Origin of the sequence: Bacillus sp. LBG-1-113, assembly GCF_020708615.1 — a bacterium.
GTDB classification, from domain to species: Bacteria; Bacillota; Bacilli; order Bacillales; family Bacillaceae; genus Bacillus; species Bacillus mojavensis.
This window is the reverse complement of sequence record NZ_JAJFDG010000001.1, coordinates 756,539-771,302: the sequence shown is the minus strand read 5'-3', so window position 1 is coordinate 771,302 and position 14,764 is coordinate 756,539. Positions and strand designations below refer to the sequence as shown.

Below are 14,764 nucleotides of genomic sequence, written 5' to 3'. Positions count from 1 at the left end.
GATGAGTTATCTGCAAGAGGCATTTTCATTAGAAGGAAAAACGGCACTGGTAACAGGACCGGGTACGGGAATCGGCCAAGGAATCGCCAAAGCGCTGGCAGGCGCCGGTGCTGATATTATCGGCACATCACATAAAAGCAGCCTCTCAGAAACACAGCAGCTTGTAGAACAAGAAGGCCGCACATTCACTTCCTTTACATTGGATATGAGCAAGCCTGATGCAATAAAGGATACAGCGGCTGACCTGTTTGAAACACAGCAAATCGACATCCTTGTCAATAACGCCGGCATTATTCACCGGGAAAAAGCGGACACTTTCGCTGAAGAGAATTGGCATAACGTGCTGAATGTGAACCTAAACAGCTTGTTTATCCTGACACAGCTTGCCGGTAAACACATGCTGAAAAGAGGCCATGGGAAGGTTATCAATATTGCCTCTCTCCTCTCTTTTCAAGGCGGTATTCTTGTTCCGGCCTATACAGCAAGCAAGCATGCCGTTGCTGGTTTAACAAAATCGTTTGCAAATGAATGGGCCGCATCCGGCGTACAAGTTAACGCGATAGCGCCTGGCTATATATCCACTGCCAATACACAGCCTATCCGGGATGATGAAAAGCGAAATGAAGACATTTTAAAAAGGATTCCAGCCGGCCGCTGGGGCAAAGCTGATGATATCGGCGGGACGGCTGTTTTTCTGGCGTCTCGCGCATCTGATTATATCAATGGACATATTTTAGCAGTAGACGGCGGCTGGCTTGCCCGCTGACCAAAAGAAAAAGCTGATGATCATAGATCATCAGCTTTTTCGCGATTACATCGTAAGCGGTTCAACAGGTAAAACCTTTTTCACCTCATCAATGATGCGTTCATTTTCTCCGCCCGCATAAATATGAATCGAGCCGTTATCTTGATTTGAGCGAATCAGGCGGCCAATCCCCTGTCGCACGCGCAACAGCATATACGGAAGGTCAACCTCTTCAAATGGGTCTTTTCTCGCGCTATTGCGTTTTGCCGTAAATACAGGGTCATGAGGCGGAAACGGCAATGACCAGATCGTGACATTCTTCAGTGCGTCACCAGGAATATCAAGCCCTTCCCATAGGTGAACTGAACATAAAACCGTTTCCTCTTCTCCTTGGAATTTTTCTACTAAGCTGCTGATTTCCTCGTCGCCTTCAAAGTAAATCGGATACGGCAATTCCCAAGCAGCTGCGAGCTCTTTAAACTCGTTTAATTCCTCAAAAGACGGGAAGAGCACCAGTGTTCTGCCTTTATAGTGCTTAATTGTCTCTATTGTTTGAGCTGTTTTTTGTTCAGCGCTCATTTCTGTTTTCCCATAAAGGGTAACAGTCATTTGTTCGTCATAGTCATAAGGAGAATCAACCGTTAACGATAAGTAATCGTGAATTCCCAGACTGTCCGCAATGTAGTCAAACGAACCGCCTTCTGATAGCGTTGCAGAAGAAAAGATATACGGAATTTTCTTTGAAAACACTTTCTCGCCAAGCACTTCTGCTACTGTTCTCGGCATCACGACAAAAGTGGATTCCGCTTCCTTTTGCTCCAGCCAGCTGATCGCATCCTTTTGATATAAAGATAGTGAATACGCCATTTGCTCAACATATTCCTCAACGACTGACAGCTCGTATTGATCAATGGTGTACATTTCTGACTCAAATACAAGCGCTTCACCAATTTTATCAAGCAAACGGCACAGCTCGTCCGCCGCCTTTTTGACACGCTGATCATTCTTTATTTCCAAACGGTGCGACCCGGCAACTTCTCTTGATTCTTCAGAAAGAACATAGAAAAACTCGTCGTTTGCAGCAAGTGCATCTTCTATCAATTCAGCAAATTCTTCTCTAATATCATTTTGTAGCAAACGTTCTAAAAATAATTCGAGAGTTGATTGCTTGACTCTGTAGGTTAACGCTTTTTGCGCGGCAAACTCTAACAGATGCCCTTCATCAAATACAACCGCACTATGATCAGGCAGCAGCGGCAGCTGTCCCTCCCGCTTGCGCGATTCTTCCGTCCATACGTGTTCCATATAGAAATCATGTGAACAAATGATCAAGTCTGTTGATTTGCGATAATAATCTCTTGATAGCGTCAAGCCGCATCTATGTCTCATATCACATGTCAGGCAATCTTGAAACGAGTCGTAGCTTACTTGCGACCATTCTTCATTTGAAAGGTTCGCGTATTGCTTTCGGTCGCCATACGGGTAGAACCGCTGCATGGCCTGTGACTCATGGACAAATGACGGTAAAGCTTCATAAAGATCAAGCCACTTTTCATCATCAGATCGCTGCATTGTTTTTTCTAGCTTTTTCAAGCATAGATACTGCTCATGTGATTTCGATAGCCTTGTGTCAATCTTAAGATCCAAATGTTCAGCCAGTTTCGAAATGTCTCCCTCTTTTTTCACGAGCTGTTCGATTAACGTTTCATCAGCACAAGCAATAATGGCCGGTTTTCCGACATATCTTGCATAGCTGATCGCAAAAAGAAGGTAAACAAGTGTTTTCCCCGTTCCAACTCCGGCTTCGGCAAACATGACTTTTTTCTCTTTAAACGCCCGTTCCAGCTGAAAAGCCATGAACACCTGCTCATCTCGAAGATCAAACCCTTTTTCGGGAAGAATATCGTAAAACACGTCACCAATCCAATTGTTCAATTCTTCATAAAAATTCTTTGTTTTCGTTAAAGAAAAAGGCAAACGTGATGTTGTCACCCAGTTCCAACCCCCAACTATTCGGCATTCAGACCATCAATATTATCATTTCCCGCTGCTGAATACAATAAAAAAACTTGGCAGTGCCAAGCTTTTTGTGAATTACTTTCGGTTGATCACATGCGAGGATAAAAAAGGATGGTCTGTTGAATGAATATGTTCTACCGCTTTTTCTAAATTATTTTGCGCATGTGAAATCACAGACGGAGACGCATCATCAGCTCTGCTGAGCTCCTTCAGCTCGTTTGCGGTTGCGTCAAGCGCCCTTTGAATGAGATTAAAATGTTCGCTGTTCAGCATGAGATCACCTCTAATTGAAATAATCATCATTGTATGCGAACTTTTCGTTTTATATACATGCTTTCCGCATGTTATCACTGAAATGTGCACAAACTACAACTGATACTCCGTCATGGACTATCCGTCTTATCAACAATATTCTATCAGGGAGTGATGTTGACATGAGTTATAAAGACCGATTAGATCAGCATTCTGAACTGTTTCATCACAATTGGACGCGGCCTAAACGTTCTAAGTCTCAAGTAAACGGTCACACCGAAATGTCCCAAACCAACATTATATTAAGAAGTAACGCGAAAGCGCACCGTTGGTAACGATAGAATATGGCTGAAAGATGAAAGAAGACGCATTCAGAGCGTCTTCTTTTTATGCGTGTTCCGTTTTTTTACGCTGAGGTCTCACTTTAGACCAATACTGATAGTAATCCGTTTTAATAAATCCATTAAAGAGCTTTCGTTTCTTCGTTGCTTTTCTTCCATATGCTTCCTCAAAATTTTCATTTGAAGTCAGCATATACACAGACCACGTATCAAGCGGTTCGAACGCCTGTCCCATTTCTTTGTACATCTGCTCAACGGCTTTTTTCTCGCCGAGACGCTCTCCGTAAGGCGGATTGCCGACAATTACGCCAAACTCCAGACTTGTCGTGAAGTCTTTGACCTGCATCTGCTTAAATTCAATTAAATCTCCCAAACCCGCTTCCTCTGCATTTTCTTTTGCGATTTGCACCATGCGGTGATCTACGTCACTGGCGAAAATCGTAAGCGGCTGATCATAGTTTGCCTTTTCTTCGACTTCAAGCCGTGCTTTGTCCCACAGATCTTTACCGATCCACTCCCAATCCTCTGAGACAAAATCGCGGTTAAATCCTGGGGCAATATTTTGGCCGATTAATGCCGCTTCAATCGCGATCGTTCCGGAACCGCAAAAAGGATCGACAAATGGACGGTCCGGAGTCCAATTTGTTAATTGCACCAAAGCGGCAGCAAGCGTTTCTTTAATGGGCGCGCCTCCCTGATCCACGCGGTATCCTCGTTTGTGGAGGCCTGTCCCTGACGTATCAAGTGTAATAACCGCCTGATCTTTCAATAAAGAAATTTCCACCTTATATTCGGCGCCTGTTTCTTCGATCCAGTCATTGGCTTTGCCGGACTGCAGCTTGAGCTTTTCAACAATCGCTTTTTTGACGATCCGCTGACAGTCGGGAACGCTTGCAAGTGTTGATTTAACGGATTTACCGATGACAGGGAATTTCCCGTTCTCCGGTATAAATGAGCGCCAATTAACCGCTTTCGTTTTTTCAAACAGCTCATCAAATGTTTTCGCTTTAAATGTAGCAACTTGAACCTTTACGCGGTCCGCCGTTCTCAGCCAAAGATTCGCACGGCAAATCGCAAGCGCATCACCTTCAAAGATAATTTTTCCGTTATCAACCTTGCATTCATATCCTAAGTCACGAACTTCTTTTGCAACTACAGCTTCAATTCCCATCGGTGCTGTTGCAATTAGTGTATACTTCTTCATCGTATCACCCTGTCTTTTAAAACTTTTCTCATCAAGATAAAAGCTCTCCTTAGACGGGAGAGCTTGATTTCATCATTTAATTTAAGTGATCTAACGTTCTGTAAGCCATGTTTTGTTCCGTCGTACTGCAATCGGCTCATCACCTCGTACTCAGGCGGCAATCATCTATCTACAGAAAGCATTCTGTCCTTCTCTCCGTTGAATTCCGTCAAGAAGGTTCCCCTACCAAAATTTGGGTTTCTCGCTCGAGGGGTTTACCGCGTTCCACTCTCACCATTTCTAGTGAGACTTCGTCACTGTGGCACTTTCAAGGATACTCAGCCATATCCAAAGGACGTAGGCTTTTTTCCTGCCGTCAGCCTATCAAGGCTGCCCTAGCTTATGACTTCGCTAGGCACGAACACTACGGGCATCTCAGCACCGTGCGAGCATGGACTTTCCTCTACAGATTCAAGATCTGCAGCGATTACCCGAACGTTAAGAACATGAATTATTATATAACAACTGATTGGAATTTACAAGCGCCATTTATTACTAGCGCAGATCAATCATAAAGCTTGCTGCCAAAAACATGCTTTTCTAAGTTAGACAGCCGTTTTAAGATATCAAAGTTCGTTGTGTTTGATTGCACTGGCTGTTTTTTGCTGGCTTCTTCAAGCTGTTTTTTCAGCTGCAGATTTTCCTGTTGCAGTTCTTCAATTTCTTGATGGAAGGTTTCATAATCCTTAATGATCATATCTAAAAATTTGTCAACGTCTTCTTGTTTGTAACCTCTAACGCCTGTTTTAAATTCTTTTTCTAAAATGTCTTTCGCAGAAAGCTTTACTTTATCAGCAAGCATCTTTTTCACCTCGTATCGTGAATCATCATCTTATATTTTTTCAGAAATCTGTACGATTGTCAAATTTCTCTTTCTTTGTTATGAATAGCTGTCTTCCTCTACTGTCACTCTAAGATCATCCATGGTGATAAAGTAGATCGGATAGCCATCCTGTTCGTGTCTTTTTTCAGCTGTCTCAAGCATATACTTTGGGGAACCATCCATTTCCGGGTCATATAAAAGCATAAGCGCGTCAGACTTATCAATGAAGAACTGATTTTTTTGTTTAAATTGCAGCGGGCTTTCATAAGGACGGTGAGTCAGGCTTGCCTCGTAGTCCGCCTGAGCCAGAACAGCTTCATACAGTTCCTTATTCGGCTCTTTCCAGTTCTTTTCCTGCTCGTAAAATGGTGTGATAACAGCCACCTTTAAGTCAGGGTATTCTTCCTGCAAATCATATGCAGCTTCGGCCGACCAGAGTTCCGCTCCGAGCTGCCCTGAAATTAAAATCCATTCTAATCCTTCATCCAAAAAAGCAATCAGCCGGTTCTTAATGGCTTTTTTTATGTAATACAGCGCCTTGTCATCCTGTTTAAATATCCCCAGTTCAAACGGTTTATATCCTGTTATTGCTAATACCTTCATCATTTCACCTGCTTTAAAAAATGGGGCTCCCATTGGGCCCCATTTGATGTGCTGCGTTGTTACACCATCAAGCTGCACGTTTTCATACTAGTAGTCGCAGCAAGGTTTTCCTGCTTGAAAATGCTGATGCGTAGCCGGATCAACATTTGAGAAAGTGTGTGGAAAGTAGTGAACGTGCTGGAAATGCTGGTGATTTACGTTTGTTGTGTGCTGTGGGTGAATGTGCGGCACGATTGTATTTGAAAACGTATGGTGTTCACAGCAATGAGTAGGATGGACAATCGGCGCCATCATGTGCGGTCTGCAGTGATGCATAATTTTAATCCCCTTTCCATAAACTTTATTACAATACTAAGCTATGAAAAATAGGGGGTACATGTTCTGATGCAAAGACCTATTTTAAAAGTGTGCGATTAAGCTGTCTTTAAAGTTTGAAAATACGAAAGCAATCAAAAAAACAACGACGAAGAACAAATAAAAAACTCCCTTATACATACCAACTCTCCCTTTAAAAATAACTAACGTCATTTTACAGGATTCGCCGGTATTCTACAACAAAATCGTTGTGAATCCAGCAAAAAAATTTCATGGCGAAAGAAGTCGTCTTATGCGCTTTCCCGGGGAATATTTAAGAGGAATATTTCCTCTTCAGACGGGCAATTCTCACACGCAGATTTTCCGTTTCTTTTTCTGATAAGAACGCCTCATCGGCAAGTAATTGTTCAGCTGTATGTAAAGCTTTCCCGAATTCCTTTTTCTTATGCTCAAAATATTTCGCAAGCTCTATCGCTGAAGTGTACCTGCATTTTTGGTGCTGAGAATGGGATAGTTTCTCCCAAAGCAGGACTGCGTCTTCTAGGCGGTTTTGTTTTTTGTACAGCAATGATAAATCCAAAAGGGCTCTGTCTTTATTTTCAAATGACTTTTCTTTAAGTCTTTCAAGCTGATTGATTGCTTGGTCTGTTTCCTTATGGGCCATAAACCATTTGGCCATTGCGTAAGCTTCACCATGCTCTTTTGGCGCATCAGAAGCGGAAAGAATTTTCTTTGACATATGAATGTACAGTGAAATTAACGACAGCACATCCATTTCATTATGGTGCAGCACACCCTTTAAAAGATCCGGTTCCTGTGCCTTAATAAAATGAAAGTACAACATCGGCGCCAAATAGCCCGGGGTGTCTTCTTTTCTGCGTACACCGAGTTCTTCTTTTTCAACTGAGCCAAGCGACACGCGTTCCATTTTGTGCTTCCACAAACGCCTTGCCCCATGCAAGAGGTCAAAATGCCCGAATTCCGGAAGCTTCGGGAGCCTGTCACGAATCAACGTATGCCTTGTTTTTACCTGCGGCCAATCAAAAGCTTTTCCGTTGTAGGTTACAAGTGACGTAATATCAACCTCGCTTAAAAAGCTCTGATACAAGGCGACTTCATTCCCCGGTTTCGGCAGAAGATGCTGTTTGACCGCCACTCGATCTTTATATACCCTTGCATGGCCGAGCAAAAAAATCGTATTGCCGGCTCCCCCGCCAAGACCTGTTGTTTCTGTATCAAAGAAAAAGAGGCTATTGTTTTCATATCCTTTTGCAGATAATGTATGCGAGAGGCTGCTTTTGTTCCATAGCGCGATGACTTCATCCAGCTCGGAAAAACAGTAATGTCCGTGCCGATGGGAGAGCGGATATTCCACTTCCCTGATTAGACAGTATTCATCCTCAAAGAAGAAAGGCTTCACACCATAAGCCTCCCACTCTTTAAGAAACGGTATATCAGAGCGAATGTCTGAAGTCCCATTCTCTTCTATCTTGTGTTCTGCTTCCTCCAGCACCATATGCTTTTTCATACGCTGGAGTTTTCCTTTTAACGACATGCCTAACCTCCTTTCCTTATGACATTTGATCCAACAGCTGCAAAATTCGTTCCTTGGCTTTTATTCCTTCTATTTCAGTACCTATACAAGACGGACAGCCATCATGACAAGGACATTGTTTTACCAGCCGCTTAGCCGCTTCATTAATGTCAGCAAACCGTTTAAAGACTTCCTCTGCCAAGCCGATTCCGCCCGGATAATGGTCATACAAAAATACCGTTGGCAAACCGGTATGGGCAGCTTTGATTTGCGAAACGACATGGACATCATTTCGGTCACACATAATATACACAGGGACAATATGCTGCAAAACATTTGATATGCCGAGAAGCAGCTGTTCGAGTGTCTTTTCTCCAATGTCTTCATCAATGGTTTTGATTTCAAGCCAAGCCGCACTCGTGTGCAGTTCTTCTTCCGGTAAATGAATAGGGCCTGAACCGATATTTTCAAAAGTAGTCATCTTAATCTTTTTAAAAATAGTCGGCAAAGCATTTACCGTAACATCGCCGTAATGTAAAGATGTACGGCCCCTCTCTTTTGTTTTGTCAATTTCCAGCACCTTCAGCTGGACTGCCAGATTGGCATCTGTGTAATACTCCACGTCAACTCTTCTGACATAAGCTTTTTTATGATCCCAATCAAGCTTTTCCACTTGGAATTGCACGCCTTCATGCAAATAGATCGCTTCATCATGAAGAAGTGTCATCGCACTAAACCGATCCATTTCACCGATGATTCTCACATTCGCAATATCCGTCTGATCGACAATGACCACATTTTCTTGTGAAGCCGAACGCAGACTGATATTTGAAGCAGGAAACGATTCGTTTGCCCAGTGATAGCGTTCCCCATTGCGGTGCAGAACACCTTCTTCCTGAAGGTACTCGAGAATATCACTGACGTCCAGCGGCCCGAACTCTTCATCAGCTTTGAAAGGAAGCTCATAAGAAGCGCATTTTAAGTGATCAACTAAAATAATTAGATTCTCCGGGTTGATTCTTGCCGATTCCGGCGAACGGTCAAAAAAGTATTCAGGATGGCGCACAATATACTGGTCAAGCGGCGTTGAATTAGCCACCATGAGAATCAAGGACTCACCGTGTCTTCTGCCGGCTCTCCCCGCCTGCTGCCACGCACTTGCCACACTTCCGGGATATCCGGTCATGATACAGACCTGCAGCTGACCGATATCAACCCCGAGCTCCAGCGCATTTGTGCTGACAACCCCAAGAATTTCGCCTTCTCGCAGCCCTCTTTCGATTTCTCTTCGTTCTTTTGGAAGATATCCTCCCCGATAGCCTCTGATAGACTTTGCCCCAATCTTTTTTTTCACCAGTTCCTGAATATGGCTTAAAATAATTTCCACCCGCACTCTGCTTCTGGCAAATACAATGGTCTGCACTTTGTTCTTCAGGAACTCTTTCGCCAGCTCGTTTACTTCTACAGTTGCGCTTTTTCTGATGTTAAGCGGCTGATTAACAATTGGCGGATTATAAAATACAAAGTGCTTCCGTCCGCTTGGCGCTCCGTTGTCATCGACCAGCCTCATTGAGTGTCCGGTCAGCTGCTCTCCCAATTCCTTCGGATTCGCGATCGTCGCCGAGGTACAAATAAAGATCGGATCACTACCATAAAACCGGCAGATCCGTTTCAGCCGGCGGATTACATTTGCGACATGGCTTCCGAATACACCGCGATACGTGTGCAGCTCGTCTATCACAATATATTTAAGGTTTTCAAACAAACTCACCCATTTTGTATGATGCGGAAGAATGGCCGAGTGGAGCATATCAGGGTTTGTAATCACAATGTGCCCTGCTTTTCTGACCTTTTGTCTGATCGCTGGAGATGTGTCTCCGTCATATGTAAAACTTTTAATATCAATGCCCATCTCATCAATGATTTCATTGAGCTCACTTTTTTGATCCTGGGCCAGCGCTTTAGTAGGAAATAAATATAACGCCCGGTTTGTATCGTCTTCGGCGATAGATTGCAGGACAGGCAGGTTGTAGCATAATGTTTTTCCGGATGCCGTAGGCGTTACAGTTACAATACTTTCACCTTTTTGCACATATTGAAAAGCGGAATATTGGTGGGTATATAGGGCATCAATTCCCCTTTTAGAAAGGGCTGTCTTGATTCTCTCATCTATACGTTCAGGCATCGGTCTTGTCCTTGCTTCACGAGGCTCAATTTCATGCCAGTTCACAACGTTTTCATTTCCTTTTAATTCAGAAATGAGTTCAGTCAGTGATTTCTTTTTCATTCTTTACACCTCTTTGTCAAGTACAGTTTACCGAATATTTGTTTGCATGGCTAGGTGCAAATTTTATACAATCGGACAACAAAAAAGCAAGGCATCCGCCCTGCTTATTTCGCTTTTATTGTGAGCAGCTTTGTTTCGCCTTTATGTGCAGCCTTTTCACCTGCAGGCTCTATTGTTTCCACAGCTTCCCCATTCATAATAACGATAGGGATGACTGCGCTGCTCGCTTTCTCTTTTATTAACTCCAAATCACACGTGATGAGCGGGTCGCCGACCTTTACTTTGTCACCTTCTTTAATATGAGCGGTAAATCCTTCTCCGTTCATATTTACGGTTTCTAAACCGACGTGAATTAACAGCTCGATTCCCGAACGTGCCCGGATGCCCACAGCGTGTTTTGTATGAAACAGCTGAATCACTTCACCTTCAACAGGTGAAACAATTTCACCATTAGAGGGTTCAACTGCAATTCCTTCGCCCATCATTTTTTGTGAAAAAACAGGGTCCGGCACATCTGTGAGATCCATTACCGTCCCGTCTGCCGGAGAATAGATGACCTCTTCCGTACTTTTGTCCTCTGATTTTCCCATTCCGAATAATTTTTTCAGCAATGTGTTATCTCCCTTCCAATTCATCAACCGTTATCCCTTCATTCACCACCTATTTAACCACACTTTCAATTTCGCTTCAATTTATAACAACATCTGGCACAAACGCATAGTCTGATTAAAAAAGGCGGTGGCTTATTTGGATTTTAAAGATGACGAAAAGAATGAATTGTCTAAGAAAGAAGAGATCATCAATCAAGCAATGGACCATCTGTTTCAATCTTCTGCATTAGGAAATCTTTTACATGGTTTTCAAAACCTGATCGACTCTAGTTTCAAAGATGTACAGACAACGATAGACGTCAGAGAAAGTGATGAGGGTCTGTATGTCGATATCACAATTCCAGCAACGTTTCGAGACGGCGAGATTCTCATCGACATTAAGTCCCGGTACCTCCATGTAACGCTTCAGGAAAAACAGAAGGAGCAAAACGCCTCCACATTAACAAGCATGACAAGGACCGTACAGCTGCCTTATGAAGTGCATCAGGAAGAAATGGAAACGTCATGGAGTGAGCAGACAATGACGCTTTTCTTCCCAAAAAATAAGCATGAATGATTTGATTCATTCATGCTTCTCTTATTTAAAAAAGCTGGTAAACCCCTTTATTAATGAGCCAACTTGATTCATGGCACTCATAACTTGGCCTGTTGTATCCATCATTTTATTAAAGTCAAACTGCCCGTTCGCTTTTTTGAATTGTGACATAATACTTTGAACCTGTGAAGGCTGCTGCTGATTCGGTCTTGCGATAGGATAAGGATTAGGAAATACAGGCGGCTGCATAGGCATAGACTGAGGCGGAATATACGGCTGATAAAACTCCTGTTGTCCGTAATGCTGCGGAACGTATGGTTCAGAATGAACAGGCGCATTCTGGTGATAATATACCTGCATTTGCTGAGGATAATAATAACCCAATTGCCGAGGATTGTTTTGAGGTCTTCTTTCCATTGCGAATTCCCCCTAGACTCAACATATTTCTCTCCTCTATATGTATGAATCATTTCTATTGTTTGTGTCTGATGCCATTAAGCGTGTTTGTCAAATTGTGTCGAAAGTTTAAATTTTTTAAAAACAGAAAAAAGTCGAATCATTATGATACCATATTTTCCATACAGATGAGAGGGGATGCACCATAATGAACGTATCATACTTAAGCAAACGTTTTGCAGAAATGAAGAAATATGAAACAGACTGTGTGAATAAACTGATGGACTTTGCCAAGTTCCTCTATATTCAAGGACACCTCAATGCAACTGAATTTCGTAACAGTATGAAGGTTCTGGAAGCAAATGGAGCAGAAAGCCCGGCATATGAGCTGAATTAACGTCCGGCCCCCTATAATAAAAATGAAGACAGCCTTTATTGGCTGTCTTCACTTGCAATTTCATCCCTCACTGTCTGCAATGTGTAAACGACTGATTCAGTGATGTCTTTGAATCGCTTTTTATGAATATGATGAACATATGACTGAAGAATCAATTCCAGGAAATTATCCTTTGCAGTCTCTATTTGCTCAGCATGCACGTATTTCGGGCGGCGTGCTTTTATAAATTCAAGCGCCCCTTCCGCCCAGTGAGCTGCCAGAGAATCATTTTCCTCGACAGCAGGCTTAATCGTTTCATAAAAATCGTACGAATGGTTATTTTCTTTCCCTTCCTGATAACGTGCAGCACCTTTCTCAGCGGCTTCAATCATCTGTTCGGTAAGTTTCAGCAGTGTTTGTGGTTGCAACATCCTTCACCTCAAAGCTTATCGTACCAAATTTTTCTCATAAATTCAGCCGATGCGATATACCTTGTCCACAGCATACCTCTCTTGAGGAGATCGGTACAGCTCGTTTATGCATATATGAAGATCCATGATTTCTTCTTCCAGAACACTCAAACGTTCGTGCTCTGTTTCATGCATTTCAGCCTCGAATACATCTATAGAACGGCTAAGGCTCTGTTCAGCACAGTTTAATTCAGTTTCTATATCAGAAAGCATTCGGAGAATATCTGTCTTGCTTACGTAACCGGACATTTGTGTTCCTCCCTTTACTCTTCTCTCCCGGTTAAATTCTTTGCTCGTACGGCGCAATCCTTCCGCATGACAAAACTAGAAGCAAATCGCCAAACAAACAGGTATTCCACGAAAAGCTGAAGTTTTCGACAAAAAGACACGCAAAAATTGTATGATCCTCATGCTTAATGCACACGATACTTGTGAGGAGGTGCCGTATGAAATCCAGACCGAAAAAAGCCGGCCAGCAAAAAAAGACTGAATCAAAAGCAGTTGATTCTTTAGATAAAAAACTAGGCGGCCCGAACCGTCCTTCTACGTAAGAAGCAAGGAAATTCCTTGCTTCTTTTATTTCTTCAGCCAATGCTCCACTGCAAAAAGCGCATGCAGCTGACGTTTTTTGTTTACATACCAGTCAGTCAATTCTATCTGCTGCGGTAATGCCTCACGCGCAAAGAAGCCTTTCTTTATCTTTCCATGAAACCAATCTGTTTTCTTTCCGTCTAATGAGTGAGTTAATTCAGGGTAGCATGTCCTTAGCATAGGAGATGTTCTTTTTGTGATTCCGATCATTTTTTCCATATCAAAACGGGAGCCCGTATGCGGCACTGTGTGCAAAAAGTCATAAAAAGAAGAAAACAGTTCCGGGCTGAACAGCAATTGTGACAGCTGTTTACCGAGCTTAATCCTCTCTTCGGTTTTAGAAAAACGCTTGGCCGAAACACCGTAAAGAATGCCGTCTGAAGATGGAAAAATAACGGTGTTAAAATGAAACCAGTCACTTAAATAAAAAGGAATCGTGCCAAAAACGTTCTTTTTGAACGAAGGATTTTGTATAATAGGTGTTTGGATAGTGTTTTGTTCATTTATAATGAGAGCATACATGAGCCGCTCCGTGTTTCGTTCATGCCAAAAACGGGTCCACTCTTCTGTCATAAATTGTGATACGCCAAACAATTGCAGATAGCTGAACAGGGGCTTCCCGATTTTTACAGACCAGTGGTACAAAAGAAGCTGCGGATAGGCATCTGAAAAGATGAGCCAATTCGCTCTCTCATAGGCCAAAAAGAACCACCTTTGCTGTGACTCACGCAGACCAAGCTGAAACAGACTGCCCTTTAAATCAGTCATTGACCAGCCGGCATTGCGTGAAACGAAGGAAGCTAGGAGCGACCATTTAATTTCCGGATGACGGTCATAGAATGCTTTATAAGCATTCGTTCTTGAAATATTATCGGCGTTTTTGACTGCCGTCTGCCGCTCAATCCGGCGAAGAAGTTTTCTGATGGCCTGTTGTTCTTGCACGTTCATTCACTTCCGTCACTAATAGTTTAATAAGGAGGATGAGAAAGTGATTCGGTATCCTAACGGAAAAACGTTTCAGCCGAAACATCCGGTTTCATCCCAAAGCAGTCATAAAAGAGCGCCATCTTACAGTAATCGCGGAATGACCCTCGAAGATGACTTAAACGAAACGAATAAGTATTATCTGACAAACCAAATTGCCGTGATACACAAAAAGCCGACACCTGTTCAAATTGTAAATGTCCATTATCCAAAAAGAAGCGCTGCAGTCATAAAAGAAGCCTATTTTAAGCAATCATCGACAACAGATTATAACGGAATTTATAAAGGGCGGTACATTGACTTTGAGGCGAAAGAGACAAAAAACACAACCTCTTTCCCCCTGCAGAATTTTCATGACCATCAAATTGAGCATATGAAGCAGGTAACGGCTCAAGACGGTATTTGTTTTGTTATTATATCCGCTTTCGGTCAGGTTTATTTTTTAGAAGCTGATAGGCTGTTTTATTTCTGGGAAAGAAAAGAAAAAAATGGCAGAAAATCCATTCGAAAAGATGAGTTAGAGGAAGCAGCTTATCCGATTTCTCTTGGATACGCGCCAAGAATTGATTATATTAGTATTATTGAGCAGCTTTATTTTTCGCCATCATCAAGTGCGAAAGGTTGATTAACGAAAGGTTG

General features: G+C 42.7%; 20 protein-coding genes and 1 other RNA gene. 6 read left to right on the top strand and 15 right to left on the bottom strand.

Going from position 1 to position 14,764, the window contains the following annotated elements; all coding sequences use genetic code 11:
• Window position 1 precedes the first annotated feature (1 nt).
• Window positions 2-766: a 2-dehydro-3-deoxy-D-gluconate 5-dehydrogenase KduD gene (kduD, locus tag LJF29_RS04180; RefSeq protein WP_229147132.1), complete on the top strand. Its 765-nt coding sequence runs from the start codon at window positions 2-4 to the stop codon at window positions 764-766.
• A 45-nt stretch (window positions 767-811) separates the two neighbouring features.
• Here kduD and LJF29_RS04175 read toward each other — a convergent pair whose 3' ends face one another.
• Window positions 812-2,737 carry an ATP-dependent DNA helicase gene (locus LJF29_RS04175; RefSeq protein ID WP_229147131.1) on the bottom strand — a complete coding sequence of 642 codons (1,926 nt, stop codon included), beginning with the start codon at window positions 2,735-2,737 and terminating at the stop codon, window positions 812-814.
• A gap of 102 nt (window positions 2,738-2,839) precedes the next feature.
• Window positions 2,840-3,037, bottom strand: coding sequence for a hypothetical protein (locus tag LJF29_RS04170; RefSeq protein ID WP_026014731.1), 198 nt, complete (start codon window positions 3,035-3,037; stop codon window positions 2,840-2,842).
• Window positions 3,038-3,198: 161 nt separating this feature from the next.
• Here LJF29_RS04170 and LJF29_RS04165 point away from each other — a divergent pair, with 161 nt between their 5' ends.
• Window positions 3,199-3,351: a YpzG family protein gene (locus tag LJF29_RS04165; protein WP_003153548.1), complete on the top strand. Its 153-nt coding sequence runs from the start codon at window positions 3,199-3,201 to the stop codon at window positions 3,349-3,351.
• A 52-nt stretch (window positions 3,352-3,403) separates the two neighbouring features.
• Here LJF29_RS04165 and LJF29_RS04160 read toward each other — a convergent pair whose 3' ends face one another.
• The 9 genes from LJF29_RS04160 to LJF29_RS04120 all read right to left on the bottom strand — a co-directional run bounded on the left by LJF29_RS04160 (window position 3,404) and on the right by LJF29_RS04120 (window position 10,773).
• A complete protein-coding gene (locus LJF29_RS04160) occupies window positions 3,404-4,561 on the bottom strand; it encodes a THUMP domain-containing class I SAM-dependent RNA methyltransferase (RefSeq protein WP_229147129.1) in 1,158 nt (385 codons plus the stop codon).
• 96 nt (window positions 4,562-4,657) lie between these two features.
• An RNA gene (gene rnpB / locus LJF29_RS04155) (RNase P RNA component class B) lies at window positions 4,658-5,039 on the bottom strand.
• Between the two features lie 66 nt (window positions 5,040-5,105).
• Window positions 5,106-5,402, bottom strand: coding sequence for a cell division regulator GpsB (gene gpsB, locus LJF29_RS04150; RefSeq protein ID WP_010334692.1), 297 nt, complete (start codon window positions 5,400-5,402; stop codon window positions 5,106-5,108).
• A 78-nt stretch (window positions 5,403-5,480) separates the two neighbouring features.
• Window positions 5,481-6,026: a DUF1273 domain-containing protein gene (locus LJF29_RS04145; RefSeq protein ID WP_229147124.1), complete on the bottom strand. Its 546-nt coding sequence runs from the start codon at window positions 6,024-6,026 to the stop codon at window positions 5,481-5,483.
• A gap of 87 nt (window positions 6,027-6,113) precedes the next feature.
• Complete coding sequence (cotD, locus tag LJF29_RS04140) at window positions 6,114-6,341, bottom strand: spore coat protein CotD (protein WP_010334694.1); 228 nt, start codon at window positions 6,339-6,341, stop codon at window positions 6,114-6,116.
• 84 nt (window positions 6,342-6,425) lie between these two features.
• The gene (locus tag LJF29_RS04135; protein ID WP_003230707.1) at window positions 6,426-6,554 is read right to left on the bottom strand and encodes a hypothetical protein; all 129 of its coding nucleotides are present in this window, start codon (window positions 6,552-6,554) and stop codon (window positions 6,426-6,428) included.
• 100 nt (window positions 6,555-6,654) lie between these two features.
• Entirely contained in the window at window positions 6,655-7,896 is a 1,242-nt protein-coding gene (locus tag LJF29_RS04130; RefSeq protein WP_229147122.1) for a ribonuclease H-like domain-containing protein, read from the bottom strand.
• A gap of 16 nt (window positions 7,897-7,912) precedes the next feature.
• Window positions 7,913-10,162, bottom strand: a complete 2,250-nt coding sequence (mrfA, locus tag LJF29_RS04125) for an ATP-dependent helicase MrfA (protein WP_229147120.1) — start codon at window positions 10,160-10,162, stop codon at window positions 7,913-7,915.
• Between the two features lie 104 nt (window positions 10,163-10,266).
• Window positions 10,267-10,773, bottom strand: a complete 507-nt coding sequence (locus tag LJF29_RS04120; RefSeq protein WP_229147119.1) for a PTS sugar transporter subunit IIA — start codon at window positions 10,771-10,773, stop codon at window positions 10,267-10,269.
• A gap of 136 nt (window positions 10,774-10,909) precedes the next feature.
• Here LJF29_RS04120 and LJF29_RS04115 point away from each other — a divergent pair, with 136 nt between their 5' ends.
• Window positions 10,910-11,329, top strand: coding sequence for an Hsp20/alpha crystallin family protein (locus LJF29_RS04115; protein WP_229147117.1), 420 nt, complete (start codon window positions 10,910-10,912; stop codon window positions 11,327-11,329).
• Window positions 11,330-11,350: 21 nt separating this feature from the next.
• On the opposite strand, the gene LJF29_RS04110 is transcribed toward LJF29_RS04115, so the two are convergent.
• Window positions 11,351-11,725: a YppG family protein gene (locus LJF29_RS04110; RefSeq protein ID WP_229147115.1), complete on the bottom strand. Its 375-nt coding sequence runs from the start codon at window positions 11,723-11,725 to the stop codon at window positions 11,351-11,353.
• Window positions 11,726-11,912: 187 nt separating this feature from the next.
• On the opposite strand from LJF29_RS04110, the gene LJF29_RS04105 reads away from it, so the two are divergent.
• Window positions 11,913-12,101: a YppF family protein gene (locus LJF29_RS04105; RefSeq protein WP_101864425.1), complete on the top strand. Its 189-nt coding sequence runs from the start codon at window positions 11,913-11,915 to the stop codon at window positions 12,099-12,101.
• A 35-nt stretch (window positions 12,102-12,136) separates the two neighbouring features.
• Here LJF29_RS04105 and LJF29_RS04100 read toward each other — a convergent pair whose 3' ends face one another.
• Both LJF29_RS04100 and LJF29_RS04095 read right to left on the bottom strand, forming a co-directional pair.
• Window positions 12,137-12,508: a YppE family protein gene (locus LJF29_RS04100; protein ID WP_229147113.1), complete on the bottom strand. Its 372-nt coding sequence runs from the start codon at window positions 12,506-12,508 to the stop codon at window positions 12,137-12,139.
• 45 nt (window positions 12,509-12,553) lie between these two features.
• A complete protein-coding gene (locus LJF29_RS04095; protein WP_229147111.1) occupies window positions 12,554-12,799 on the bottom strand; it encodes a DUF5446 family protein in 246 nt (81 codons plus the stop codon).
• Window positions 12,800-12,996: 197 nt separating this feature from the next.
• Between LJF29_RS04095 and sspM the strand changes: the two genes are divergently transcribed.
• Complete coding sequence (gene sspM, locus LJF29_RS04090; protein ID WP_010334703.1) at window positions 12,997-13,101, top strand: acid-soluble spore protein SspM; 105 nt, start codon at window positions 12,997-12,999, stop codon at window positions 13,099-13,101.
• 25 nt (window positions 13,102-13,126) lie between these two features.
• On the opposite strand, the gene LJF29_RS04085 is transcribed toward sspM, so the two are convergent.
• Window positions 13,127-14,089 (bottom strand): DUF2515 domain-containing protein, encoded by a 963-nt coding sequence (locus LJF29_RS04085; protein WP_229147110.1) that lies wholly within the window; start codon window positions 14,087-14,089, stop codon window positions 13,127-13,129.
• A 40-nt stretch (window positions 14,090-14,129) separates the two neighbouring features.
• On the opposite strand from LJF29_RS04085, the gene recU reads away from it, so the two are divergent.
• Window positions 14,130-14,750 (top strand): Holliday junction resolvase RecU, encoded by a 621-nt coding sequence (gene recU, locus LJF29_RS04080; RefSeq protein ID WP_010334705.1) that lies wholly within the window; start codon window positions 14,130-14,132, stop codon window positions 14,748-14,750.
• The last annotated feature ends 14 nt before the right edge of the window (window positions 14,751-14,764 follow it).